Raw genomic sequence first — 24,978 nt, 5'->3', positions numbered from 1 at the left:
CAATGCGTCAACGTCCGTTTCGCAGCGCCGCCTCCAGCGCCTCGCTCGAGCACGGCTTGGTCAGCCGCGGTTTGTCGGCGAGCGATGCCGGCAGCCGGATGTCCGCACCATAGCCCGTGACGAACGCGAACGGCACCTTCAGCGCATCCAGCCGCTCGGCGATGGCGAACGTCTTCTCGCCCCTGACGAGGCCGACGTCGAGCAGCGCGAAATCCGGCGCGCGTTCGGCGATCAGCTCGAGCGCCCGGGCGACGTTCGTGGCGGTGCGCACCGTCCGAGCGCCGAAGCCGAGGATGGTGTCCTCGAAATAGAGCGAGATGATCGGATCGTCCTCAACCACGAGGACGTCACCGGGCGTGCCGGCATTGGGGGTGAAGTCCATGGCGTGCCAGTTTCCGTTTTTAAAGCATGGATGAAAGACCGGATCAGTCCGGCCGGATTGGCCCGCGACCGGCGCCTGAAAGCACGCCGGCTGTTCCCGAGGTGAAACCCATCACATCGCGGGCTGCCGCGTCTGTTCACTAGTGAACATAAATCCGGGAACTTTCCGATTATGGTCCGCGTTGGGTTCTCAGGATTTCCAATGATCACGAAACGGACCGAGTTGGCCGGGACGAGTGACCGGCCGTTCAACAATCTTTTGCGCCGGCTGAACGCCGCCGATTACGAACTGATCGCGCCGCACCTTGCCTTGGTCGAGGCCGCGGCCGGCGATCTGCTCTACAATCCCGGCGACGACGTCCAGACCGTGCATTTTCCATGCGGGCCGAGCCTTGCGTCCTACATGGTGCCCAATGAGGACGGCCGCGATGTCGAGACCATCCTGGTCGGTCGCGAGGGCGCGGTCGGCGGCATCGTCAGCCAGGGCTTCCTGCCGGCCTATACCCGCATCACCGTCAAGTTCGGCGGCCCGTTCGCGCGGCTGCCGGTCAGCAAGCTCGACGCCGCCAAGCTGACGTCGATCTCCGTGCGCAACATCTTCGCGCGCTATGCCGATTGTATGCTGGCGCAGATCTTTCAGTCGACCGCCTGCAATGCGATCCACTCGATCGAGCAGCGCGCGGCGAAATGGATCATCTCGGCGATGGAGCGCACCAATGGCAACGGCATGGTGCCACTCACGCATGAACAGCTCTCGACTTTGCTCGGCGTCGGCCGCAGCTACACCAGCCGCGTGATCCAGAACTTCAAGGCGGAAGGCGTGCTCGAGACGCGCCGCGGCGCGATCGTGATCCGCGACGCGGACAAGCTGCGGCAGCGCTCCTGCCTGTGCAACGACGCCGTCAAGGATCATTTCGAGGAAGTGCTGCGCGGCGTGTATCCAAGCGAGGATAACCCGCAGAACTAGGGTGTGTACTCATTATTCGTCGCATCCGCCATGCTTCCGGAAGCCGACGCTGAACCCGACATCGCCGTAGGGGTTCGTCCTATCGCCCCAACCCCGCGCGCTTAATGAGCGCTTAACGCTTTTGCGCAACAGATAGGATTACCAGCGCGGAATTAGTCCTAGTTATGAGTGCGAGCCGAGCTCCCGAGGAGGGGAATCGGATGGGACTGCTTTTTGTCGGAGCGCTGGCAGGAATCCTGATCGGCTTTGGCTGGTTCGCGCCTTCCCGAGGGGATTTCCTTGGGTGTGAGTCAAGACCCTGTTTCGACAAGGTTGCAGTCGCCCGACCCACGGAGCCAGTGCCGGCGGCGTTAGCGCCTGCGCCTGCGCCTGCGCCTGCGATCGTCAAATCGAATTCTGCAACCCCGGCAAGATCCGGCAGGAGACCATCATCGAAGAAACACGGACCGCCCGACCTCGCCAAGGCGGCGTCCCCGCGGACGAGGATCAACGTCCCGACACCCGAACACGCCGCGGACATGGCAGATCCTGTCCTCACCAAAGCGAAGGTCACGATTGCAGCGCAGATAGAGGATCCGGGATCGGCCGAATTCAGCGACATGAAGCGCGCCATGCGAAAGAACACGTTCGGACGCGCCGTGGATACGATTTGCGGGCGCGTGAAAGGAAGAAGTGCGTGGGGCGGAGAGACTGGAGGGAGGCCGTTTCTGTATCTTGTGAAGGAGGATGAAGCGTATGTCGTCGACGGCAAGTCGGGGTCGGCGGCGTCAACGGCGTATCGAAATATCTGCAAATAGGGGATGCGTCGACCGCGCCACGGCGCGCGTCCAAATGATTTGAGCGGAAAGAATTTCCCACCGAGGCGCCAGGCTATCCCGCAATGGATGCGATCCTGATGTCGGGGCTGCGCGTGATGATGCATTCAGGATGAATGCCGCAACGGTAAATGCGCAATACGGATCGATGGGACTGTCGCAGAAATTCTTTTCATTCCGAGGAAATCATGGACGACATAACCTCAAAACGGCTCAATGGAGCGCTTCACGTACCGGTTCTGGTGATCATCGAGCCGCACCTGTTGCCCCGCACATGTATTCTTAACGTCCTCAGGCGGGAATTGGCCGACTTCGAGATCCTCGACATGGCAACGGTCCGAGGCCTGGACTGCATGTCAACCCGCGACGTTCGTCTGGTGCTGCTGAGCATCGCGGACAAGCCCATCGGCGATCCCTCGGTCGAGGACGATCTCGCCTTCGTGGCCGAGCACTGTCCCAATGCCGCCGTCGCAATCCTGTCAAACCATGACGACGAACCGACCGCGCAAGCCGCGATGCAGCGGGGTGTTCGCGGCTTTCTTCCCACCTCGCTACCAATCGAGGTCGTCATAGCCGGCCTGCGCCTTGTTCTTGTCGGCGGCGTCTACAGGCCGTTGCCGGTCGCCGAGATGAACAGGATGCCGGGTTTCGATCCGCCGGACGCGCGCGGGCTTGCGTCCGCATATCTGATGAACGAGGCAGCCAGGGCGGCCATCGACAGGAGCGGTCTCACGCCTCGAGAGCAGCACGTTCTGGCGGAATTGGAGCTCGGCCTGCCCAACAAGCTGATCGCAGCCAAATTGAAGCTCTCGGAAAGCACCGTCAAAATGCACATTCAGCACATCATGAGGAAATGTGCCGCTCACAATCGCACGGAAGCGGTCCTCCGCTGGCGCGGCCGGTCGCTCGCGCAGAATCGCGATCACGACCCGGGCACAGCCCCAATGCCGGAGACCTAGTCACACTGAGCGGGATCAATCCTCTCTGAATGCACCGCGGAAGCTGTCGAGCAGGGGCCTGAGCGCGTAAAGTGCGACGGTACCGCGCCCCGTGGTGATGAACACTTGAACCGGCATACCGGGGACGATCTGGAAGTCGTTTGCGGCGATCTGCGCGTCGTCGATCCGGATCTTGGTCGCGTAGTATGGCTGGTCGGTACGCTTGTCGAGTAGCCGGTCTGCCGATACGTGCACGACGCTTCCCTTCAGGCGCGGTACGCGACGCTGATTGTACGGCACGAGATGCACCTCGGCATTGAGGCCGGGATGAACCACATCAATGTCCTCGGGCCTCAGGCGGGCGGTCACGATGAGGCGGTCTTGCCGAGGCACCAGATCCATGAGCGGAGCACCCGCCCCGATGACGCCGCCCGCTGTGTGAATCCGCAAGTCGGTTATCACGCCGTCCTCAGGCGCCTTCACCTCCGTTCGCGATAGCTGGTCCCTGGCCGCAAGCAACCGCTCGCGGAGCTGGAACATCTGGTTCTGTGCTTCACGAAGCGACTGTGCGATCTCGCTCTGCCTATCGCTCTCGAGCTTGAACAATGTGGCCTGCTGCTCGCTGATGACCTGCCCGGCGCGAGAAATCTGCGCGGTGATCTCGCCGCGGCGACCCTCAACGTCGGCCAGTTCACGTTGCAGGTTCAGAAGCCGCGGCCGCCGTTCGAGTCCCTTGTTCACGAGCGTCGTGACCATATCCAGTTCTTCCCGGACGATGTCGACCCGCTGCCCGGTGGCGTTCTGCTGAGCCTTGAGACCTTCGATCTCCCTCTCGACTTGAAGCCTCCGTTCGCGAATGACCGCAAGCTGCGACTCATGAACCTGCCGGCGCGCCTGAAAAATGAACTGCTGCGCCGATACCGCGGCGGCGGCCACCCCATTTCGCTTGCTGTCCTGTTCCAGCGCGCTCGGGATTGCGATGCTCTCGAAGTTCTGCTGCTCGGCCTGAAGCCGTGCGGCACGAGCAATTGCATCCCACAACTGGCCTTGAAGGCTTTGCACCTCCGAACCGGGCCGTGTGTCGTCCAGCGCGATCAGCGTCTGTCCGCTTCGCACGATATCGCCGTCCGCAACCAGGATCTTCCTGACGATCCCGCCTTCCAGGTGCTGAATCGTCTTGCGGCTCGATTCTGATTCCACGACGCCGGAAGCGATCGCGGCGCTCTCGAGAGGCGCGAGGCACGCCCATGTGCCAAGCCCCAGCATGAAGCAGAGCACCAGCAGGTTGCCCGCCAGCGTGATACCGCGAAGCCGTCTACGCGGAGAGATGGGTGTCGGGGTCGCACACCATGGATATTCGAGGGGCTCGAAATCGTCGATCGCGGTAACCACGACTCCGAGCCGTCCGGCGAGCGGGGGGCTTGCCGGCGCTCGCACGAGCCGGTCCCAGATCGTGGGTAGCCTCGATATCGTGGGAAGCTTCCAGATGGTGAGAGGATTGCGGATCATGGCGCAATCCGCGATGTAACCTGGGGTCGGTTCAGGTGCCGCTCGAAGATTTCCTCGCTGTCGCCGAAAGCGACGACCGCCCCCTCTTCCATAATGGCAATCTTGTCTGTGGCTGCGAGGAGACCCATACGATGAGTGACGACGACCAGGATGACACCGGCGAGCTTCATGCGCTCGATAGCGTCCAGCAGCATTCGCTCGCCCCCGTAATCGAGACTGGCATTCGGTTCGTCGAGAACGATCAGGCGTGGACCGCCGAAAAAGGCCCTGGCAAGACCGAGGCGCTGCCGATATCCGCGCGAGAAGGATTTTTCACGGTGAACCACCGTGTCGTACCCGTGCGGCAGGCGCATGATCGCCTCATGAATTCCGACCAGCTTGGCCGCTTCCACGACCTTCCGCCGATCGGCATCATCAAGCCGTGCGATGATATCGCTTATCGTATCGCCGAGCAGGTCGATGTCCTGGGGGAGATAACCGAGACGGTGACCGCTTAGGCCCTCGCGAAGCAGCGAGACGTCGGTATTGTCGAGCAGGACACAGCCATGAGTTGGCGTCGACAGCCCGGCAATCACCCGGCCAAGCAGGGACTTGCCTGACCCGGACGCACCGATAATGCCAAGACATTCTCCGCTCGCGAGCGTGAACGAGACACCGTTCAGCAGAAGGTGATTGGTCCCCGATAGCCTCACGCCGACGTTGTCGACAACGAGACCGCTCGACGCTTGCCGCTGCGAAACCTCCGGATCCTGCCGTCCGGCGGCGGCGGGGGACGCGGCGAGAACCGCGCCGAGCCGCTGGCAGGCACTCACGGCCGTCCTGAGTGACTTCCAGCCTGCGATCGCACTTTCGACCGGCGCGAGCGCGCGGCTGAACATCAGTGTCGAAGCAAAAATGATCGCCGGACTCTTTCCGTGCTCGAGGACAAGCCACGCGGCAGCCCCCATTATCAACACCTGCGACAGCGCGCGGACCGGCTTGGTGACCAGCATCACGATCTCGCTTCGCCGGACTGCCACATCGTGCTCTCTGCGTGCCTGCTGCGCGTCATGATAGATCGCGCGCGCAGCGCTATCGAGCATTCCCATGGCGCGGATCATATGGATGTTGCCTGCGGCGGCCTGGAGGCGGCCGTAGCTTCTGGACAGCGCGGCGCCGGATCTGAGCAGAACGTCCTCGGTAACCAGATCTCCGGCAACCGTGAGAGCGAAGAGGAAAGCCACACAGCAGGCGCCTACCACGCCAAGCAGGGGATGGATGAGAAAGAGGACCAGGAGGAACAGGGGCGCCCAGAGTGCGTCGAACAGCATCGGACATGCGCCGGAATCGATGAACTGGCGCAGCGCGGTGAGATCCCGATAGGCGTCCGACGCCCGCGTCCAATCGCTGCGAAACGCGGATTCGAGGCTGGCCGAAAGCACGCAGGGACGGAGCCGATCGTCGAGCCAGGCGCCAAGGCGACCCAGGACAGCGCGCCGCAAGGCATCGAACACGCCGCCGACCACGACCGTGATCGCGACAATGAGCGTGAGCAGGAGCAGCGTGTCGCCGCTCCGGCTCGACAACACCCTGTCGTAGATCTGAAGAAGGTAGATGGAGGGCGCAAACAAAAGCAGGTTGTAGCTGCAGCTATACGCGAATACGAGACCAAGCGGTCCCGCACAGGACCAAAGGGCCGCGTGCAGTGGCGTCGAGATCTGCGGCAGGACAGGCAACCGAATGGGCGGCATCAGCATGATCGTCACCGCCTGAAATCGGAGTCCGGCGCACTTGCCCGACGGCCAACGCGAGCTGCCAAGAAGCGCATCGGCAGGGCATCGGCGGGCATCGGCTTGAACTGCGGGACCGGCAGCAATGGCCGCCGGTCCCGCCGTGGTCGGACGAGCCGATGGTCAGAATGTATCGAGGTGGAAGCTCACTTCTCCACCCAGCGCGGCGTTGCCGTCTCCGCCATTGCCGCCGATGCCGGCCAGGACCTCCTGGTGCTGGTCCACCGCGAGCTTGTTGATCTGAGTGGCATCCGTATTGGCATATACCTTGGAGGTATCGTGGCCGCTGTAGGATTTCTGGCTTCCGTTCGACTCGGCGCTTCCGCCATGGGCCTTCGCAAACACCGAGGCCGTCGCGTTTGCGCCGCCGGCGTCCCAATCTGCGGTCTGAGTGACGTGGTCGCCGGTGTTCACATGCACATCGGCGCCTTCTGCCTTGTTGGTTGGATCGAAGTTGAGGGTCGGCTTGCTGATGATAGCTCCCTTGAAGGTACCGTCGCCGCCATTTCCGACACTTTGACCACCGGTGTTGATCGATTTGAATTCGATCGAATCCGAGATGCTGATCGCCTTGGGCAACATTTGAGCCTCCGTCCTTGTGTTGGCTGTCGTGCATCATCCATCCCGATCAGGCGGACGCGCACGGGCGAGTCTGATCCGGCGATGCGCGCTGCCGATAGATGTCAAATCGGACACCATCCGGGTTGGTCGACCTACGTACGAAAGTATGACATTCGTCGAGCAACATCGGAGCTCGAAACATCGGGAGGCGCCCCTGCGCGAGATTTGCATGCGCAGGGAGTCCGCTACCTTGCGACCGGCCTGCGCGAGCGGCTCGATGTTTCGCTATGCCAACAGGTGAAGATCGGACAGAAGATGGGCGGAAAGATCGCCACCCAGCGCGAGATTGCCGTAGCCGCCGTCCCCACCAAGTCCGGCAATCTGGACCGCACTCTGGTCGATGTGCACGTTGTTGACCTGATCGGCCACGGCCGTCGAATGGGGCCCCGCGATTGCGATATTGATGGGTGCATAGATCGCGACGCTGACATCGATCAGGCTGCCGGCAAAATAGCCGTTGCCGCCGTTGCCTGCGCCGTTCGAGCCGGTCGCAATGGTGTCGGAGCCGCCCCACAAGCCGTGGGAAAGAAGGCTTGCATGGCCGCCCGTCGCGGCGTTGCCATTGCCGCCGTGCCCGCCCATAGCGGCGATCTGAACTACGGATTGATCCACGTTGGCGTCATTCGTCTGGACTGAATGAACGTTGGAGCCATAGCCCGCGACTGCGATGTTGATCGGGTCGTACACCAAGATCGAGGAATGCACGAGACTCCCGTGGAACGCGCCGTCGCCGCCATTGCCGGCCTGACTCCCGCCCGTTTGAACGTCCCAGACGCTTCCTCCGTTGCTTGATCCCCAACTGGGGTCGAGCGTGATGATGCTGCCGCCGAAGGCCACATTGCTATTTCCGCCACTGCCGCCGACGCCCGCGATCTGCGTGGCCGATTGATCGATGTCGACTGCGTTCGATTGACTTGCATGGGCCGTGCCGCCTGAGCTCGCCACCGCAATATTGATCGGATGATAGATCACCACGGGAGCGTCCACCAACGCACCCGAGAAATGGCCGCTGCCGCCGTTTCCGGCGCCGTTGTCGCCGCTCCCGATCACGCCGGAGCCCAGGGAAGCGCTGATGCTGCCTCCCGATGCAAGGTTGTCATTCCCACCATGTCCGCCGACGCCGGCGATCTGAAAGGCGGATTGATCGACATTCAAATCGTTCGACTGGTTGGCCACGGCGGCCGAGCCGTATCCCAAACTCACCGAAATGTTGATCGGTTCATAGATCAACAGGGATGCGTGAATGATACCTCCGTAAAAGTAACCGTCTCCGCCGTTCCCGGCGGTGTTCGCCCCGCTCTCGATCGAAGCGATGCCCGTCGCGGAATGGGATGCGCCGGCAGCAGGCTTCGTTGCCGAAGCATCCAGGCTCGCCGCAGTGTGGTTGCCGACGTGGCCGTACGTGTCGACCCCCGACGCGGTGGGATGGTCGGATTGGCCCGGGCCAGAGTCATAAGGCGGGGAATTCGCCGTCGCGGGATGCGCATCGAGCCCTGCAAACGGGCTGCTCGGTGCCGGACCCGACTCGTCGTCACCATCGTGCCCATCGTCGCGATGAGAGGCGTGATGCAGCCGGATCCCGTCCGACATCCGCGAAAAATCCATCGTAGCCTTCCTCATCGCAATCGCTCCGCGCAATCGGGACGGGTTTTGCACTCCGGACAGAATGTCATCTTGGTAAGGTCGAAAGCCCAGCCGTCAGTTCGGATATAGCGCTTCGGATGGACGCCGTAACATCGGCTATATCCGTTCTGGCGCGGTTACAGCCTTTGTCGTTTTGCGCGGGCTGGCGTCGCCGGTGTGGTCCATCAGCCCGCCGCTCCCAGGCGGACGGGTTATAACCTCGTTCCGCCATTGCAATCGGGAAGCCGCTATCGCGGACCGCGAAAACCGCGCTACACTCGCCTCATGAGTGGGGCTGAACTTCACGCCGTTTTCGACGTCGCAGCATGGGGCGCGGCCGCGCTCGCGATGTGGTGGCTGTCGCGCCGGCGCGGGCTGCAATTCCCGCGGCAATCCTTCGAGCTCACCTACATCGCCGCGCTGGTATTCGGCGCCGGCATCGGCGCCTACATCTTCGGCACGCTGAACCTGTGGTTCTCCGGCATGTCCGGCATCGCCCGCTCGGTCGAGGGCGCGCTGGCCGGCGGCATCGTCGCGATCGAGCTCTACAAATGGCGACACGGGATTTCGTTGCGCACCGGCGCGCGGTTCGCGCTGCCGCTTGCGATCGGCGTCGCGGTCGGCCGTCTCGGCTGCTATTTCGCGGGGCTCGAGGACTTCACCTATGGCACACCGACCACGCTGCCCTGGGGCCATGATTTCGGCGACGGCGTGCTGCGCCATCCGGTGCAGCTCTATGAAAGCTTGGCGATGGCGGGGTTCGCGGCATTCTATGCCTGGGCCGTATTGAACCGAAATGCCGCCGTCATCACCAACGGATTCTACCTCGTGCTGTTCTACTACGGGCTGCAGCGCTTCCTGTGGGAATTCATCAAGCCCTATGGCGCGCTGATCGGACCATTCTCGCTGTTTCACCTGCTGTCGCTGTTTGTCATGATTTACGCCGCCGTCATGCTGGCGACGGCGCCGAATGTGAGCTTGAAGCATGAACGCGCCGCTGCGTAACGCACGCCCTTACATCTTCTGGGGCCAGACCCAGTCGCTATGCGAAACTTGCCTCACCCTGGTGCCGACCAAGATCCAGATATCAGGCAACGAGGTCTGGTACGAGAAGCGCTGCAAGCAGCATGGCGTGCAGTCGACGCTGGTCTCGACGGATGCGGCCTATTGGCGGCTGTGCAAGGATTTCATCAAGCCCGGCGACCGGCCGCTCGCGTTCCAGCGCCACACCGAATTCGGCTGCCCCTATGATTGCGGACTGTGCCCCGACCACGAGCAGCACTCCTGCCTGGCGCTGATCGAGATTACCGAGCATTGCAATTTGACCTGCCCGGTATGCTTTGCGGATTCCTCGCCGGCGCGCACCAGCTTCACGCCGCTGGCGAAAATCGAGAAGATGCTGGACGCGCTGGTCGCGAGCGAGGGCGAGCCCGACCTGGTGCAGATCTCCGGCGGCGAGCCGACGCTGCATCCGGATTTCTTCGCCATTCTGGATGCGGTGCGCGCCCGCCCGATCCGCCATGTCATGATCAACACCAATGGCCTCAGGATCGCGCGCGAGCCCGACTTCGTGGCGAAGCTCGCCGAGAACAAGCGCGGGCTTGAGGTCTATCTGCAGTTCGATTCGCTGCAGCGCGAGGCGCTGGTCAATCTGCGCGGCGCGGACTTACGCAAGATCCGCCAACAGGCACTGGAGAATCTCGAGCGCCACGGCGTCTCGACCACGCTGGTCGCGACCATTAAGCGCAGCGTCAACGACGGCGAGATCGGCGACATCGTCCGTCACGCGCTGACCTGGAAGTGCGTCCGCGGCGTCACGCTGCAGCCGGTGCAGGATGCCGGCCGCAACGAGCATTTCAACAAGGACACCGACCGCATCATGCTGTCGGAGATCCGCCGGCGCGTGATCGAGACCGGGGTGTTCGGCGCTGACGACATGATCCCGTTGCCCTGCAATCCCGAGAGCATCTCGATCGGCTACGGCCTGCGCAACGGCGACAAGGTGCTGCCATTGACCTCGCTGATCCCGCAGGAGCAGCTCATCGCCGTGATGCCCAACACCATCAGCCCGGAGAAGTATCCGGTGTTGCGGGAGAAGTTTGTCGACCTGTTCTCGCTGTCGTCGGGGCCGCTGAACACATCGGAGCGGGTCTGCGAATTGCTGTGCTGCCTGCCGAGCTTCGAGGTGCCGGAGGGGCTTACCTACGAGAACGTGTTCCGCGTCACCATCGTGCAGTTTCTCGACCGCTTCAATTTCTGTGTCGGCAACGTCAAGCGAAGCTGCATCCACTTCGTCACCGAAAGCGGCGCGATCATCCCATTCGACACCTACAATCTGTTCTACCGTGACGGAAAGATCGACGGCATCCGCGCCGCGCTGGCCGGCCAGACCTATCGTGAAGCCCGGCAAAGCGAGGAGGCGCCGCGATGAGCGAGACCAATCCACCGCCCATCCCGCCTGCACCACCGGAGCCACCCTACCAATACGTCCCGTCGCCACCGTCACCACGCAGCGGCTGCGCCACCGCGTTCATGGTGCTGTTCGGGCTGGTCCTGCTGCTGCCGGGGCTCTGCGCCCTGCTGTTCGGGTTCGGCGTCCTGAGCGAGTCGAAAACCGATCCCTCCATTCTCTTCCTGATCCTGCTCGGGCTCGCGGTCTGCTTCGCCGGCGTGATGCTGATCCGCGCCGCGATTAAGGGACGCTAGTCCGGGGTATCGTGAGCAGTTTTCAGCAAAACCCGGAAACAGAGACAGCGCAACGGCTGCCTGACCGCCCTCATGCTGGTGGTAGGGGTGATCCTGCTGATCCCTGGCGTCCTGTGCGCCATTCTCAACGCCAAGATGGGCGCCGGGGCCGGCGGCGACCCCATCACCATGTTCGTGATGATGGTGGCGCTGGGTGGGCTTGGCCTGATCGTGTTCGCGATTACCCGGAAGTAGGACCTGAAAGCCCCTCAAAACCCGCCTTTGGAACCAAAATCAGCCCTCCAAACAGCCAATAAATCATTGTTTTTTGGCGTTTTCTGACTATATTGCGCCGCAACGCGCAAGGTGCCCGGTCCTCTGACCGGGCTTCCTTTTTGGGGTGATGCGTCCCCGTCAAATTTCTTGGGTATGAGCGTGATCCGGGCCCGAATGGGCCACGCGAGCGAGCGGCCGGCCAAACTGGTCCGGCGAGATCGCGCATCTGACCATTGCACGACCAGAAGAAGAGCCATGAACCTTCGCAACGTCGCCATCATCGCCCACGTCGACCACGGCAAGACCACCCTCGTCGACCGCCTGCTGCAGCAATCCGGCACCTTCCGCGAGAACCAGAAGGTCACCGAGCGCGCCATGGACTCCAACGACCTGGAGCGCGAGCGCGGCATCACCATCCTGGCCAAGGCCGCCTCGGTGCAGTGGAAGGACATCCGCGTCAACATCGTCGACACCCCCGGCCACGCCGACTTCGGCGGTGAGGTCGAGCGCATCCTCAACATGGTGGACGGCGCGCTGGTGCTGGTCGACGCCGCCGAGGGCCCGCTGCCGCAGACCAAGTTCGTGGTGTCGAAGGCGCTCAAGATCGGTCTGAAGCCGATCGTCGTGATCAACAAGGTCGACCGTCCCGACGCACGCCCGACCGAGGTCATCAACGAGGTGTTCGACCTGTTCGCGGCGCTCGACGCCAGCGAGGAGCAGCTCGACTTCCCGATCCTGTACGGATCGGCCAAGCAGGGCTGGATGGCGGAGAGCCCGGAGGGTCCGAAGGACCTCGGCATGCAGCCGCTGTTCGACCTGATCGTGCGCCACGTCGAGCCGCCGAAGGTCGAGGAAGGTCCGTTCCGCATGATCGGCACCATCCTCGAGGCCAACCCCTATCTCGGCCGCATCATCACCGGCCGCATCTCCTCGGGCTCGATCAAGCCGAACCAGCAGGTCAAGGTGCTGTCCGCCGACGGCAAGCTGATCGAGAGCGGCCGCCTGACCAAGATCCTCGCCTTCCGCGGCCTTGAGCGCACCCCGCTCGAGGAGGCCGAGGCCGGCGACATCGTCGCGATCGCGGGCCTCACCAAGGGCACCGTTGCCGACACCTTCTGCGATCCCACCGTCGAGACGCCGCTGCCGGCGCAGCCGATCGATCCGCCGACGGTGTCGATGTCGTTCATCGTCAACAACTCGCCGCTCGCCGGCACCGAAGGCGACAAGGTGACCTCGCGCATGATCCGCGACCGCCTGATGCGCGAGGCCGAGGGCAATGTCGCGCTGCGCGTCGTCGAGGCCGCCGACAAGGATTCCATGGAAGTCTCCGGACGCGGCGAATTGCAGCTCGCGATCCTGATCGAGACCATGCGCCGCGAGGGCTTTGAGCTCTCGGTGTCGCGCCCGCGCGTCGTGCTGCAGAAGGACGAGGCGACCGGCGCCTGGCAGGAGCCGATCGAGGAAGTCGTGATCGACGTCGACGAGGAGCATTCCGGCGTCGTCGTGCAGAAGATGAGCGAGCGCAAGGCCGAGATGATCGAGATGCGCCCGTCCGGCGGCAACCGCCTGCGGCTGGTGTTCTACGCGCCGACCCGCGGCCTGATCGGCTACCAGGGCGAACTGCTCACCGACACCCGCGGCACCGCGATCATGAACCGCATCTTCCACGGCTATGCCGCCTACAAGGGCGAGATCCAGGGCCGCCGCAACGGCGTCCTGATCTCCAACGACCAGGGCGAAGCGGTGGCCTATGCGATGTTCAAGCTGGAAGACCGCGGCCCGATGATGATCGAGCCGGGCTGGAAGGTCTACAAGGGCATGATCGTCGGCGAGCACACCCGCGACAACGACCTCGAGATCAACGTGCTGAAGGGCAAGCAGCTCACCAACATCCGCACCACCTCGAAGGACGAGGCGGTGCGCCTGACGCCGCCGATCCGGATGACGCTGGAAAAGGCGCTCGCCTATATCGAGGACGACGAGCTCGTCGAGGTGACGCCGAAGTCGATCCGGCTGCGCAAGAAGCACCTCGACCCGAACGACCGCAAGCGCGCCGAAAAGGCCAAGGAAGCTGTAGCTTAAGCGGTGGCGTAGTAGCCTGTCGTGCCCCGGCTTGTCCGGGGCATCCAGTACGCCGCGACCTGTCGGCTTGAGCTCCTCTGTCTCTGGAATACGGATCACCCGCCTTCGCCTGCGCGGGTGATGACAGTCATGCATGTGGCGGCTTCAGGCCCGGCGGCGGACGTGCTAGAGCCGGGACATGACTTCCCCTCCCTCCACGATCGATGTTGCCATCATCGGCGCCGGCGCCGCAGGCCTCGGTGCCGCGAATGCGCTGAAGGACTCCGGCCTCTCCACGATCGTGCTGGAAGCCCGCGACCGCCTCGGCGGCCGCGCGCATACGATTCAGGCCGCGCCTGACGTGGTGTTCGACGTCGGCTGCGGCTGGCTGCACTCGGCCGACCGGAACAGCTTTGTCGGCATCGCCCGGCAACTCAACTTCGAGCTCAACAAGGACTTGCCGCCGTGGCGCGAGCGCGCCTACGGCGAGGCGTTCCCGCAGGCCGCTCGCGACGACTTCACGCACGCACTCGACCAATTCTACGACCGCATCGAGCAGGCGGCGCGGCACGGCAAGGACTGCCCGGCCAGCCTGTACCTCGAGCCTGGCAACCGCTGGAACCCGATGATCGATGCGATCTCCACCTATGTGAACGGTTGCGAGCTCGACCAGGTCTCGATCCTCGACGTCGACGCCTATGAGGACACCGACGTCAATTGGCGGGTGCGGCGCGGCTATGGCGCGCTGGTCGCGGCCTATGGCGCGCAGGTGCCGGTGGCGCTGAACTGCGAGGTCAGCCTGATCGATCACTCCGGCAAGCGGATCCGCATCGAGACCTCGCGCGGCGCGCTTGAGGCGGACAAGGTGATCGTCACCGTGCCGACCAACCTGATCGCCGATCAGACGATCCGCTTTTTACCTGCGCTGCCGGACAAGCTCGACGCCGCGCGCGGCCTGCCGCTCGGCCTTGCCGACAAGGTGACGCTGGCGCTCGCCGAGCCCGAGGCGCTGCCGAAGGAAGGCAATCTGCGCGGCGCCACCATGCGCACCGAGATGGGCACCTATCACATCCGCCCGTTCGGCCAGCCCTGCATCGAAGGTTTCTTCGGCGGCCGTTTTGCGCGACAGCTTGAAGATGCCGGCGACGGCGCCATCGCCGCGCACAGTATCGACGAGATCGTCTCCTTTCTCGGCAGCGATTTCCGCCGCAAGCTGAAGCCGCTCAGCGAATCCCGCTGGGCCCATGACCCGTTCGCCCGCGGCTCCTACTCGCACGCACTGCCCGGCCACGCCGACAAGCGCGCCGTGCTGGCCGCGCCGGTCGACGGGCGGCTGTTCTTCGCCGGCGAAGCGACGTCGCCGGAGTTTTTCTCGACGGCGCACGGCGCGCGGGACTCGGGCGAGCGGGCGGCGAGGGAAGTGGCGGATGGATTTCCGCATAAGGGGTAGCCGTCAGATTGGTCATTCCGGGATGGTCCGAACGACCAGACTTCACTCCAGCACCCTCGCCCGCATATCCGCGTCGGGCACGAAGCACGTCTCGTACTTCCCGAAGATGCGATAGCGGTTGCGGGCGATCAGGCTGTAGACGGCATCGCGCAGCGGCTTGGGGACCGCGAACAGTGTGCGGGTCCAGCGCCAGCCGGGCAGATGGCTCAGCACCGTCAGCGCCGCGTCGGACTTCATGTAGGCGACGCCGCCATGGACGACGGCGTTGGTGTCGGGGTCGTCAGGATCGATGCCGAAGCTCTTCGCCAGCCGCGTGCCGTAGCCGGACTGGATCGGCGTGAAGCGAAAGCGGCGTGCCGTGTCGCGGGCGATGACGAAGCGGACCCAGCGCGAGCAGAAGATGCAGACGCCGTCATAGAGGATCACGTCGTCGTCGGGCCAACTGCTCATCTCGATTCCCTCAACGCGTTTTCTTCACGCGAACCCGCTCCCACTTCGCTCGAAAACGCTACCGGTTATCCAGGATCAACAGCGCGACCAGCATCAGCACGATCGCAGGTCCCGTCTTCACCAGCGCGCCGAGCGGCTCGATCCAGAGATCCGGCGTCAGTATCGCCGATCCCGCCATGTAGCCGAGCGAGGCGACGATGCCTGCGATCAGACCGAACGCCGCGGTGCGACGGATCGCGATCAGCACCCCGATGCTCATGTCCATCAGGCTGGTCAACACCGTCACCGGCCCGACCAGCGCCGCCGGGAAATGGTGCGCACGCAAAATGCCCGCCGCGGCGTCATAGGAGATCACCAGCGCGATGAAGCCGGATGCGACCCAGAACAGCACGAGGCTTGCGAAGATCAGCGCCTTGATCAGGAACAGCCGCGCGAACCATTTATCCTGAATGGTCGCGGGGCGGCCGCCGACCGCTTGCGCGATTGTCGTCGGCACGATGCCGGTCGCTTGCATCCAGCCTGCGGGATCGCCGGTGACGCCGCGGCGCAGTTCGGCGATCGCGGTGGAGCGCAGCGGCGGCATCCAGCCGAGCCGGCTCGCGAGATCGCCGAGGCGGGCGCCGAGATCGATCAGGACTGGCGGCGTCGCGATGCGGACATGCTTTGCCGTGCCGAACGACCGGCGGAACTGGGCGATGACGCCGCCGAGCGAAATCGGCTGCTCCTGCATCAGGTCCCATGTCACCGATCGCACCGCTTCATCGGCGACATCGCGCGCCGCAAGCCAGGCGATGGTCGCGGCGATATCCTCGACCGCGACCGGCTGGAACGGCGTCGCGGCCTCATCGGCCGGCAGTTCGACCGGCAGCGCCGCCAGCGCGCGCAGCATGGCGCTGCCACCATAGGCCGACGGCGCGATGACGAAGCCCGGGCGCAGGATCGCGTGGGGAATCTCGGACGCTGCGATCAGCCGTTCGGCCTCGCGCTTGGTGGTGCTGAAGGCGGTGCGGTCCGCATCGGCAGCGCCGGGAATCGAGATGTGGACGAGACGAATGGCGCGGTGGCTGTCACCGATCGCCTGCAACAGCCGCGCGACGTGGTCGCGATGCACCGCGCTTGTGTCGCTGCCCGGACCATCCTGCAGCACGCCGAGGCAATTCACCACGATGTCGGCCTCATGGGTGCGAAGCAGCTGCGTCAGCGCCGCGGCATCCATCGACATGACAGGCAGCTCGATGTCGGTCGCGCTGATTTTCTGCGCCGGCGTGAAATGCCGCGCGACCCCGATCACGTGTAAGCCGCGCGCCCGCAGATCGTCGGTGATGGTGCGCCCGATCAGGCCCGAGGCGCCGAGCACGAGGATGTTGTGTGATGCGTCGTCACTCATGAGGCCCCAGACTATTTGGCGTCATTCCGGGGTGCGAAGCGAACCCGGAATCTCGAGATTCCCCGATGCGCAATTGCGCATCTGCGGTTCGATGCTTCGCATCGTCCCGGAATGACGACACTGCGCTAAAATGGTTTCGCGATCATCAGCCAGAGGATGATCATCACGGAGCCGAAGCCGGGAATACCGAACAGGAACCAGCGGCGAAACAGCGCAAAATAACGCGGCGGCAGCGGAAGGCCTTTTTCGACGGCCGCCTGCGCGAGGTTGCGCATCTCGATCTGCATGAAGACGACGGGAACCCAGAACACGCCGGCCAGCGCGTAGAGCGCAAGCGAAACCGCCAGCCAGCGCTCGGTGATGCTCGTTGCCGACAACAGCATCAGCAGTCCGCCGCTCACCGGCTGAAGCAGCACGGCACTCAGCGTGAAGATCATGTCCGCGATCACGACGGTCGCCGCCGTGCGCGCGATGAACGCCACATCCTGCGTGCGATGCGCCGCCAGCATGAAGAAGGCGATGCCGGTCCCGGTGCCCAGGATCACGATGGCCCCGAGCACGTGCAGATATTTGATCAGGAAGTAGAGCGTCATCGCAGTCCGCTCGTGATCAGGCCAACTTCGGCGCGCACAAATACCGCCGCTGCCATAGGCCGGTCGGGCGCGAAAATCCACTGCGGCGGCGCAGGCGTGGCGCGGTCGGAGTACCCACATCGCGTCTGGATTCGCCCGCAGAATCCCGGCCGCGAATCAGCCCCCGAATGAGCTTTTTCCAACTATGGCAGTGTCATACTGCGCTCGCGATCCACGCTTTGCACAGCTCCGGATCGGCGGTTGGCCGCTTGAACTCCGGCAAGTGTCCTCTTTCGGAACAAGTTCTCACGACACTGATGCAAAAAATCCACAGATTAACCGATAATTAACGATGGACCTTGAAGGCGGCCCGCCGACTTGCTTTGATTACACCCATGAGCACAACGCTAATCGAGGTCCGGCCGGCCAAAGCTGCAGACGCGGCGGCGGTGGCGTCTACCCATGACGAAGCCTGGCGCTCGGCGTATCAGGGAATCATCCCCGGCGCCGAACTCGAAAAGCTGATCAATCGCCGCGGCCCGCAGTGGTGGGACAGCGCCATCCGCAAGGGCAGCCGCGTCAGCGTGCTGGTGTTCGGCGACCGGGTCGCAGGCTACGCCAATTACGGCCGCAACCGCGCCCGCAGCCTGCATTTCGAAGGCGAGATCTACGAGCTCTATCTGCGGCCGGAATTCCAGGGGCTTGGCTTCGGCCGGCGCCTGTTCGCCTCCGCCCGCCGCGACCTGATGCAGAGCGGCCTCAAGAGCATGGTGATCTGGGCGCTCTCCGACAACGAGCCGGCAACCGAGTTTTACCGTGCGCTGGGCGGCCGGATGGTGGCGCGCTCTTCGGAGCGGTTCGGGCCCAAGTCGCTCGACAAGGTCGCTTTCGCCTGGGCCAACTGAAAATCCTGCTTCTCTCGCAGCTGCAGCAAGGCTAAACCAGCCTCCAGCGCTGCGCGCGTCGGCCAGCCCGGTCTCAAGGCCGGGCCGGGAGCCGTTTCGCGGCCCGGCGGCGCCAACCAAAAAATCACATCGTTCTCAACTTCCAGAGGCCACGCGGAGCAATCCATGCGTATCGACGCCATATCGATCGGAAAAAATCCGCCCCACGACGTCAACGTCATCATCGAGGTTGCCGTCGGCGGCGAGCCAATCAAGTACGAAATGGACAAGGAAGCCGGCACGCTCGTGGTGGACCGCTTCCTCTACACGCCGATGCGCTATCCCGGCAATTACGGCTTCATCCCGCACACGCTGTCCGGCGACGGCGATCCCTGCGACGTGCTGATCGTCAACACCCGCGCGATCGTGCCGGGCGCGGTGATGAGCGTCCGCGTGGTCGGCGTGCTCCTGATGGAGGACGAGGCCGGCGGCGACGAGAAGATCATCGCGGTGCCGTCATCGAAGCTGACCCAGCGCTACGACAAGGTGCAGAACTACAGCGACCTGCCCGACATCACGCTGCAGCAAATCCAGCACTTCTTCGAGCACTACAAGGACCTCGAGAAGGGCAAGTGGGTGAAGGTGCTACGCTGGGGCGACGCCGACGAAGCCCGCAGGCTGATCCTCGAAGGCATCGAGCGCGCGAAGAAGAAGTGACTAACCTCGCCCCGCTTGCGGGGAGAGGTCGGATCGCATGTAGCGGAGCGGAATGCGATCCGGGTGAGGGGGTACAGGTCTTTCGACAGTCCCATCTCGGAGAGGGGCCCCTCACCCCAACCCTCTCCCCGCAAGAGCGGGGCGAGGGAGCATTTCACACCGCCGGCGCCGCCAAGCCGGCAATCGCACAGGCGGCGCGCAGCGTGTTGACCAGGAGGCACGCCACCGTCATCTGCCCGACGCCGCCGGGCACCGGCGTGATTGCGCCGGCGACATTGAGGGCTTCCTGGAACGCGACATCGCCGACCAGTTTCGGCTTGCCGCCGGGCACCGGAATGCGGTTGATGCCGACATCGATCACCGTCGCGCCCGGCTTCAGCCAGTCGCCCCGCACCATCTCGGGCCGGCCGACCGCGGCATAGACCAGATCGGCCTGGGCGCAGAGCTTTGGCAGATCGCGCGAGCGCGAATGCGCGATCGTCACCGTCGCGTTCTCGTTCAGCAGCAATTGCACCAGCGGACGACCGACCAGATTGGAGCGGCCGATCACGATCGCGTTCATGCCCTCCAGCGAGGCGTGCACGCTCTTGGTCAGGATGATGCAGCCGAGCGGCGTGCAGGGCGACAGCGCCGCCAAGCCCCCGGCGAGCCGGCCGGCATTGTTGGGGTGCAGGCCATCGACGTCCTTGGCCGGATCGATCGCGTTGATGATGGTCTCGGTGTGCAGCGACTTCGGCAGCGGCAGCTGCACCAGGATGCCATGCACCATGGGATCGCGGTTGAGCCGCGCGATCAGCGCCAGCAGATCGGCCTGCGACACATCCTCCGGCAGCTTGTGCTCGAACGAGGCCATGCCGGCGGCCTGGGTCTGGGTGTGCTTGCTGCGGACATAGACCTCGCTCGCGGGATCATGGCCGACCAGCACGACGGCGAGCCCCGGCGTGAGCTGGTGGTCGCGCTTGACGCGGGCGACCTCGTCGGCGACGCGGGCGCGAAGCTCGGCGGCGATGGCTTTTCCGTCGATGATGCGGGCAGTCATGTCAGTCCCTTGTCTGCTGGTTCGGCTTGGCCGCAGTCAGCTTCCTCAATGTATCGCCGAGCCCTTTCGGATCGCCGTCCACCGCGACCTGCTTGAGCCGCGAGGTGGCGCCGGACAACAGCTTCACCCTGGCTTTCGGCACGCCGAGCGCCTTGGCCAGCAGCTCAGTCACCGCACGGTTGGCCTCGCCGCCCTCGGCGATGGCGCGCACCCGCACCTTCACCACCGAACGGCCGTTGGCCAGCGTCTCGATCCCGTCGACGTCGTCGCGGCCGCCGCGCGGCGTCACGCGCAGCGCGATGCTGATGCCCTCGGTGGAATAGCGCCACGGATCCATCAAGGCCCCGTCGAGAAAGGGTCAGATCACGTTGGGATAGATGTAATAGGCGATCACCCGCTGGATGAACATGATGATCAGGATCACGATGATCGGCGATATATCGAGCCCGCCCAGATTCGGCATCACGTTGCGGATCGGCCGCAGCACCGGCTCGGTGATCCGGTAGAGGAACTCGGCCACCGCGGAAACGAACTGGTTGCGCGTGTTGACCACATTGAAGGCGACCAGCCAGGACAGGATGGCGGAGGCGATCAGCAGCCAGACATAGAGGTCGAGGATGATGATGACGATGTCGAGAACAGCGCGCATATGAGGGGGGCTCGCGGGTAAGACAACCGATTGAAGCGCAACGAGACCGGACTGAGCCGCCATCGCGCTTCTTGTTTGAGCAGGATCGTTTCGGAAAACCGCTATGCACTGGGCGCTCGGGCGGTCCGCCGGGTCGGGATCACACCCTAGATATCGGTTCATCCCCCCGCAAACAAGGGAAGTTCCCGGCGGGACAGGCCGAAAACCGCGCTTTCACCGTTCTTGACTTGACCTTGGACGGGACTGTAAATGGCGCCCGACTGACGGCCGGGATACTCAGCAACACCCGGCCGCGATGGGGCCATAGCTCAGCTGGGAGAGCGCGTCGTTCGCAATGACGAGGTCGGCGGTTCGATCCCGCCTGGCTCCACCAGCCTTCGCTCGCTTCGCGAGCTTCGGCTCGGCAAGCCCGGATAGTCCATCGCAGCGATGCGAGCGAAGGCTGCCGCGGCGTAGCCCGAAGGGCGAAGCCGGGCCGAGGCAATCTGCCCGCAGGGCGAAGATGGACTTTGTCCGTTAGCCCCTCACGTCCCGGTAAACCGTGGCGGCCGCTTCTCCACAAAGCTCGCGACGCCTTCCTGGAAATCATTGCCCTTCAGCGCGATCTGCATCTCGCGGTTGGCATCGATGGTGGCTTCGGCGAGCGTCTGGAACGGCACGTCGTAGATCTGGCGCTTGATCACCGCGATCGCGCTCGGCGAGACGAAATCGGCGAGGTCGCGGGCATAGGCATAGGTCTCCTCGCGCAGCTTCTCCGGCGAGGAGAGCCGGTTGACGAGGCCGATGCGCAGCGCCTCCTCGGCCGACACCCGCCGCGCCGACATCAACAGATCGAGCGCGTTGGCGTGGCCGACGATCCGCGGCAGCATCCAGCTGATGCCGTGTTCGGCGATCAGGCCGCGCCGCGCGAAGGCGGTGGTGAACACCGCGGTGTCGGCGGCGAAGCGCAAATCGCAATAGAGCGCGTGGACCAGGCCGATGCCGGCGGTGGCGCCGTTGAGCATCGCGATCACGGGCTTCCGGATCGCGGGATAGTAGGCGTAGCGCGTCTGCCAGTCGGCGCGGCGGTTCATGTCGAACGGGATGTTCTCGCCGCGCCTGACCTCGTTGGGATCGATCCCCTTCAGCGCGTCCATGTCGGCGCCGGCGCAGAAGCCGCGGCCCGCGCCGGTCAGCACGATGACGCGAACGTTCTCGTCGTTGGCCGCCGCCTCCATGGCGTGGCGCACGTCGCGCTCCATGATCGCGGTCCACGCATTCATGCGATCGGGGCGATTGAGCGTGATGGTCGCGATCCTGTCGCTGACCTCATAGAGGATGTGCTCGTAGCTCACGGCGATCTCCCTGTGCCTTGTTGTTATCGATACGCGCGGCGATGCGGCCTGCGCGCGGCGGCCGACAGTAGCACATTCACGAGAATGAAAAGCCGGCGCGAAATTCCGCGTGGCGGCTATTCAGCGGCCTGCAGCAGCTGCCGCTGCGGCACGCGCGCGATCCAGCCGTCGATGAAATGCTTCAGCCACGCGCGCTCGGCGGCATCGTGCACGGCACGCTCGGCGAAGTGCAGATGGCCCGGTTGTGCGCCCGGCGAATCCATCCGTGCGCAACCGCGTGTGGTCCAGCGATGCATCATCGCGTAGGTCACGTCGGGATGGAATTGCAGGCCGAAGGCGTTGCCGAACTGGAACGCCTGCACCGGGAAATCATCGCCCGCCGCGAGCAGGTCGGCGCCGGCCGGCAATTGAAATCCCTCGCCGTGCCAGTGATAGACCCGCGCCGGCCAGTCCGGGCAGAGCGCGCGGCCCGCCTCGGTCGGCCTGACCGGATAATAGCCGACCTCGACACGGCCTTGCGGATGCGGCGCGACCTCGGCGCCGAGCTGCCGCGCCAGCATCTGCGCGCCGAGGCAGATGCCCAGAAACGGACGCTGCTCGCGCAGCGGAACGGCGATCCAGTCGATCTCGCGCCGCACATAGTCGTCGCCATCATTGGCGCTCATCGGACCGCCGAAGATCACCGCGCCGGCATGCGCATCGAGCGTTTCGGGCAGCGCGTCGCCGAAGCGCGGGCGGCGGATGTCGAGGCGGTAACCCAGCGCGCGCAGGGCGTTGCCGATCCGGCCGGGAGTCGATGTCTCCTGATGCAGCACGATCAGCACCGGCCGCAACGAGATCTGATCCAAGACCTGATCCCTGGGCGTGACCGCGGCCGGCTTTCGGCTGGCGAAGGGCACCACGACACGGCTCTGGTCAGTCCGGAACGACATTGCCTCTGCTTAAAGTTTCGGCACGTAAGGCGCGATCATAGCTAAGTGGTCGTTAACATCGTGTGAGTTTGCGCACAGCCAAGCGAAGCAAATCGCGGGCCAGAAACAGCCTTAGCGGCAACGAGTGGGCTTTCCAGGGCAGCTAGCGCTTGCGGAGCTGGAATCCGCCGACCGCCGTCAGGATGAAGTCGCGCGGAAACAGCCGGAGCAGGAACGGCACCAGCTTGATGAAGGTGCCGGGCAGCACCGCGCGCTTGTTGGCCATCAACCCGCGATAGGCCTGACGGGCCACCTCTTCCGGTGAAACGTTGAGGATGGCGGAATCGAATCCAGGGGCAAATCCGGCGCGATCCTGAAACTCCGATGGTACCGGGCCCGGGCAACACACGGTGACACGCACGCCCTGCGGCGCCAGCTCACAGCGCAACGCCTCGGTAAACGACAACACATAGGCCTTGCTGGCGTAGTACACGGCCATGCCGGGGCCCGGCAGAAATCCGGCGATCGAGCCGAGATTGAGGATGCCGCCGCGGTTGCGGATCAGCTGGTCGGCAAAGCGCAGCGTCAGATCGGTCAGCGCGCGGATATTGACATTGATGATGTTGAGCTGCTCGGCGCGGTCGCGCTCGATGGCGCGGCCGAACAGGCCGAAGCCGGCATTATTGACGAGAAATTCGACCTCGACCCCGGCGTCGGTCAGGGCCTGCGCGATCCGGTCGCCCGCATCGGCGTGCTGGAGATCACAGGGGATCACAATCGGCGCTGCGCCGCCCTTGGCCCCGAGTTCGTCGGCGAGCGCCTTCAGGCGGTCGGCGCGCCGCGCCACGAGCGCCACACGGTGACCATTCGATGCAAACACGCGCGCCAGTTCGGTGCCTATGCCCGCCGATGCCCCGGTTATCAGCGTCACACGCTCGGTCACGTTTCAAACTCTTACTGCAAATTCTAGTGAGGTCCCCAACAAGCCGACGAGAGCATAGGCATGCGGTGGGACGCAAGCCGTGTGTAAGCTTGTGGACAGCGGCGAGGCACTGGTTTTGTGATGAAACGCCAGATTTTCAGTCGGATCGCCCACAATCGCGGCGGACATTAAAATTTCGTCATCCCTGATACCGGTGACGATGCGTCCGCCGGCGCGGGCAATCGCGTCAGATTGCGGCGTCCGCCGTGCCCCATGGGCCCTTTGGCAGCGCCGCCTGCTTCTCGGCAACCCGATGCTTGAGATCGATGCGGTCGCGCGAGGAAATGCCGAGCAGATCGGCGGCGCGCCAGACCACATTGTCCTCGAACTCGCTGACCTGACCGTCGGCATAGACCAGCTCCCACATCATCTCGACGATGCGCAGGCGTCCCTCCTCGTTCACCGAGCGCATGATCACACTGGTAAAGTGATAGAGATCGACGGCCTCGCCCTCGACGCGCATGGCAGAGGCGATCAGCTTGTCGGCCGCGCCGCGATCGAGTTGGAAACGGCTCTCGATCAGGCCGTGCAGCTTGCGCGTCTCGGCAGGCGTCGGCTCGCCATCCAGCGAGACGACATGCACCAGCAGCGCCGTCGCCGCCAGGCGATAGTCGCCGTCATCGAAGGTGCGGTCGGCCTGAGCATCGGGGGAAACGATATCGGCAATGAATTGGCGAAGTCCGTCGAGCATCGTTCTCTCTGTGGAATGAAGCCTGCCTGAATTGAGCGTGATCTTCCGGCCATCAAGTTTTCCCGGATCCCGCTCCGTTGAAATCTATATGGCGTGGAAACAGAACCGGTGCAATCCGCGCAAGTTCCCGCTGCGACATTACGTTTCGGCAACATGGATTGAGTCATTCCGGGGCGATGCGAAGGCATCGAACCCGGAATCTCGAGATTCCCCGATGCGCAATTGCGCATCTGAGGTCTGGTCCTGACGAACCATCCCGGAATGACG

The 24,978-nt window shown here is 64.1% G+C and carries 26 protein-coding genes and 1 tRNA gene; 12 read left to right on the top strand and 15 right to left on the bottom strand.

What is annotated here, in order from left to right:
- Window positions 1-7: 7 nt before the first annotated feature.
- A complete protein-coding gene (locus ACVWZM_RS18835; RefSeq protein ID WP_229191914.1) occupies window positions 8-382 on the bottom strand; it encodes a response regulator in 375 nt (124 codons plus the stop codon).
- 201 nt (window positions 383-583) lie between these two features.
- Here ACVWZM_RS18835 and ACVWZM_RS18830 point away from each other — a divergent pair, with 201 nt between their 5' ends.
- From ACVWZM_RS18830 to ACVWZM_RS18820, 3 genes are all read left to right on the top strand, one after another.
- Window positions 584-1,348, top strand: coding sequence for a Crp/Fnr family transcriptional regulator (locus ACVWZM_RS18830; protein ID WP_057021301.1), 765 nt, complete (start codon window positions 584-586; stop codon window positions 1,346-1,348).
- Window positions 1,349-1,548: 200 nt separating this feature from the next.
- Window positions 1,549-2,145: a hypothetical protein gene (locus tag ACVWZM_RS18825; protein WP_456854203.1), complete on the top strand. Its 597-nt coding sequence runs from the start codon at window positions 1,549-1,551 to the stop codon at window positions 2,143-2,145.
- A 206-nt stretch (window positions 2,146-2,351) separates the two neighbouring features.
- On the top strand, window positions 2,352-3,122 hold the full coding sequence (locus tag ACVWZM_RS18820) for a response regulator transcription factor (protein WP_057021302.1): 771 nt from the start codon (window positions 2,352-2,354) through the stop codon (window positions 3,120-3,122).
- 15 nt (window positions 3,123-3,137) lie between these two features.
- Here ACVWZM_RS18820 and ACVWZM_RS18815 read toward each other — a convergent pair whose 3' ends face one another.
- From ACVWZM_RS18815 to ACVWZM_RS18800, 4 genes are all read right to left on the bottom strand, one after another.
- A complete protein-coding gene (locus ACVWZM_RS18815; RefSeq protein ID WP_456854201.1) occupies window positions 3,138-4,610 on the bottom strand; it encodes an HlyD family type I secretion periplasmic adaptor subunit in 1,473 nt (490 codons plus the stop codon).
- Window positions 4,607-6,346, bottom strand: coding sequence for a type I secretion system permease/ATPase (locus tag ACVWZM_RS18810; RefSeq protein WP_456854199.1), 1,740 nt, complete (start codon window positions 6,344-6,346; stop codon window positions 4,607-4,609). The genes ACVWZM_RS18815 and ACVWZM_RS18810 overlap by 4 nt, the downstream gene beginning before the upstream one ends.
- 156 nt (window positions 6,347-6,502) lie before the next feature.
- Entirely contained in the window at window positions 6,503-6,961 is a 459-nt protein-coding gene (locus ACVWZM_RS18805) for a hypothetical protein (protein ID WP_028343759.1), read from the bottom strand.
- 264 nt (window positions 6,962-7,225) lie between these two features.
- Window positions 7,226-8,605, bottom strand: coding sequence for a hypothetical protein (locus ACVWZM_RS18800; RefSeq protein WP_456854197.1), 1,380 nt, complete (start codon window positions 8,603-8,605; stop codon window positions 7,226-7,228).
- 303 nt (window positions 8,606-8,908) lie between these two features.
- Between ACVWZM_RS18800 and ACVWZM_RS18795 the strand changes: the two genes are divergently transcribed.
- From ACVWZM_RS18795 to ACVWZM_RS18770, 6 genes are all read left to right on the top strand, one after another.
- Window positions 8,909-9,628 carry a prolipoprotein diacylglyceryl transferase gene (locus tag ACVWZM_RS18795; RefSeq protein ID WP_456854195.1) on the top strand — a complete coding sequence of 240 codons (720 nt, stop codon included), beginning with the start codon at window positions 8,909-8,911 and terminating at the stop codon, window positions 9,626-9,628.
- Window positions 9,609-11,054, top strand: a complete 1,446-nt coding sequence (locus ACVWZM_RS18790; protein WP_456854193.1) for a radical SAM protein — start codon at window positions 9,609-9,611, stop codon at window positions 11,052-11,054. Before ACVWZM_RS18795 ends, ACVWZM_RS18790 begins: the two co-directional genes overlap by 20 nt.
- Complete coding sequence (locus tag ACVWZM_RS18785; RefSeq protein ID WP_456854191.1) at window positions 11,051-11,329, top strand: hypothetical protein; 279 nt, start codon at window positions 11,051-11,053, stop codon at window positions 11,327-11,329. The genes ACVWZM_RS18790 and ACVWZM_RS18785 overlap by 4 nt, the downstream gene beginning before the upstream one ends.
- A gap of 72 nt (window positions 11,330-11,401) precedes the next feature.
- A complete protein-coding gene (locus tag ACVWZM_RS18780; RefSeq protein WP_456854189.1) occupies window positions 11,402-11,563 on the top strand; it encodes a hypothetical protein in 162 nt (53 codons plus the stop codon).
- Between the two features lie 276 nt (window positions 11,564-11,839).
- Complete coding sequence (gene typA / locus ACVWZM_RS18775) at window positions 11,840-13,666, top strand: translational GTPase TypA (protein ID WP_016847242.1); 1,827 nt, start codon at window positions 11,840-11,842, stop codon at window positions 13,664-13,666.
- A gap of 178 nt (window positions 13,667-13,844) precedes the next feature.
- The gene (locus tag ACVWZM_RS18770) at window positions 13,845-15,095 is read left to right on the top strand and encodes a flavin monoamine oxidase family protein (RefSeq protein WP_456854187.1); all 1,251 of its coding nucleotides are present in this window, start codon (window positions 13,845-13,847) and stop codon (window positions 15,093-15,095) included.
- A gap of 42 nt (window positions 15,096-15,137) precedes the next feature.
- Here ACVWZM_RS18770 and ACVWZM_RS18765 read toward each other — a convergent pair whose 3' ends face one another.
- The 3 genes from ACVWZM_RS18765 to ACVWZM_RS18755 all read right to left on the bottom strand — a co-directional run bounded on the left by ACVWZM_RS18765 (window position 15,138) and on the right by ACVWZM_RS18755 (window position 17,525).
- Window positions 15,138-15,545: a thiol-disulfide oxidoreductase DCC family protein gene (locus tag ACVWZM_RS18765; RefSeq protein WP_076834976.1), complete on the bottom strand. Its 408-nt coding sequence runs from the start codon at window positions 15,543-15,545 to the stop codon at window positions 15,138-15,140.
- Between the two features lie 58 nt (window positions 15,546-15,603).
- Entirely contained in the window at window positions 15,604-16,932 is a 1,329-nt protein-coding gene (locus ACVWZM_RS18760) for an SDR family oxidoreductase (RefSeq protein ID WP_456854185.1), read from the bottom strand.
- A 125-nt stretch (window positions 16,933-17,057) separates the two neighbouring features.
- On the bottom strand, window positions 17,058-17,525 hold the full coding sequence (locus tag ACVWZM_RS18755) for a DUF2269 family protein (protein ID WP_456854183.1): 468 nt from the start codon (window positions 17,523-17,525) through the stop codon (window positions 17,058-17,060).
- A gap of 374 nt (window positions 17,526-17,899) precedes the next feature.
- Here ACVWZM_RS18755 and ACVWZM_RS18750 point away from each other — a divergent pair, with 374 nt between their 5' ends.
- Together ACVWZM_RS18750 and ppa are read left to right on the top strand one after the other, a co-directional pair.
- Window positions 17,900-18,409 carry a GNAT family N-acetyltransferase gene (locus tag ACVWZM_RS18750; protein WP_028343770.1) on the top strand — a complete coding sequence of 170 codons (510 nt, stop codon included), beginning with the start codon at window positions 17,900-17,902 and terminating at the stop codon, window positions 18,407-18,409.
- 165 nt (window positions 18,410-18,574) lie between these two features.
- Complete coding sequence (gene ppa, locus ACVWZM_RS18745; RefSeq protein WP_028337382.1) at window positions 18,575-19,105, top strand: inorganic diphosphatase; 531 nt, start codon at window positions 18,575-18,577, stop codon at window positions 19,103-19,105.
- Window positions 19,106-19,259: 154 nt separating this feature from the next.
- Here ppa and folD read toward each other — a convergent pair whose 3' ends face one another.
- From folD to ACVWZM_RS18730, 3 genes are read right to left on the bottom strand one after another with little or no spacing between them, the layout of a single operon-like run.
- A complete protein-coding gene (gene folD, locus ACVWZM_RS18740) occupies window positions 19,260-20,144 on the bottom strand; it encodes a bifunctional methylenetetrahydrofolate dehydrogenase/methenyltetrahydrofolate cyclohydrolase FolD (RefSeq protein WP_253625278.1) in 885 nt (294 codons plus the stop codon).
- Between the two features lies 1 nt (window position 20,145).
- Entirely contained in the window at window positions 20,146-20,481 is a 336-nt protein-coding gene (locus ACVWZM_RS18735) for a DUF167 domain-containing protein (RefSeq protein WP_456854181.1), read from the bottom strand.
- A 21-nt stretch (window positions 20,482-20,502) separates the two neighbouring features.
- The gene (locus ACVWZM_RS18730; RefSeq protein ID WP_016847252.1) at window positions 20,503-20,793 is read right to left on the bottom strand and encodes a YggT family protein; all 291 of its coding nucleotides are present in this window, start codon (window positions 20,791-20,793) and stop codon (window positions 20,503-20,505) included.
- Window positions 20,794-21,090: 297 nt separating this feature from the next.
- On the opposite strand from ACVWZM_RS18730, the gene ACVWZM_RS18725 reads away from it, so the two are divergent.
- A tRNA-Ala gene (locus ACVWZM_RS18725) sits at window positions 21,091-21,166 on the top strand.
- Between the two features lie 151 nt (window positions 21,167-21,317).
- Here ACVWZM_RS18725 and ACVWZM_RS18720 read toward each other — a convergent pair.
- From ACVWZM_RS18720 to ACVWZM_RS18705, 4 genes are all read right to left on the bottom strand, one after another.
- On the bottom strand, window positions 21,318-22,127 hold the full coding sequence (locus ACVWZM_RS18720) for an enoyl-CoA hydratase (RefSeq protein WP_456854179.1): 810 nt from the start codon (window positions 22,125-22,127) through the stop codon (window positions 21,318-21,320).
- Window positions 22,128-22,243: 116 nt separating this feature from the next.
- Window positions 22,244-23,059 (bottom strand): glutamine amidotransferase, encoded by an 816-nt coding sequence (locus ACVWZM_RS18715; protein WP_456854177.1) that lies wholly within the window; start codon window positions 23,057-23,059, stop codon window positions 22,244-22,246.
- A 142-nt stretch (window positions 23,060-23,201) separates the two neighbouring features.
- Window positions 23,202-23,981, bottom strand: coding sequence for an SDR family NAD(P)-dependent oxidoreductase (locus ACVWZM_RS18710; protein WP_076834982.1), 780 nt, complete (start codon window positions 23,979-23,981; stop codon window positions 23,202-23,204).
- 226 nt (window positions 23,982-24,207) lie between these two features.
- Window positions 24,208-24,711, bottom strand: a complete 504-nt coding sequence (locus ACVWZM_RS18705) for a tellurite resistance TerB family protein (RefSeq protein ID WP_016847256.1) — start codon at window positions 24,709-24,711, stop codon at window positions 24,208-24,210.
- Window positions 24,712-24,978: the final 267 nt, after the last annotated feature.

It is taken from the genome of Bradyrhizobium sp. USDA 4501, from assembly GCF_054062115.1.
Note: the sequence above shows the minus strand (reverse complement) of the source record. Positions and strands in the feature narration are given on the sequence as shown.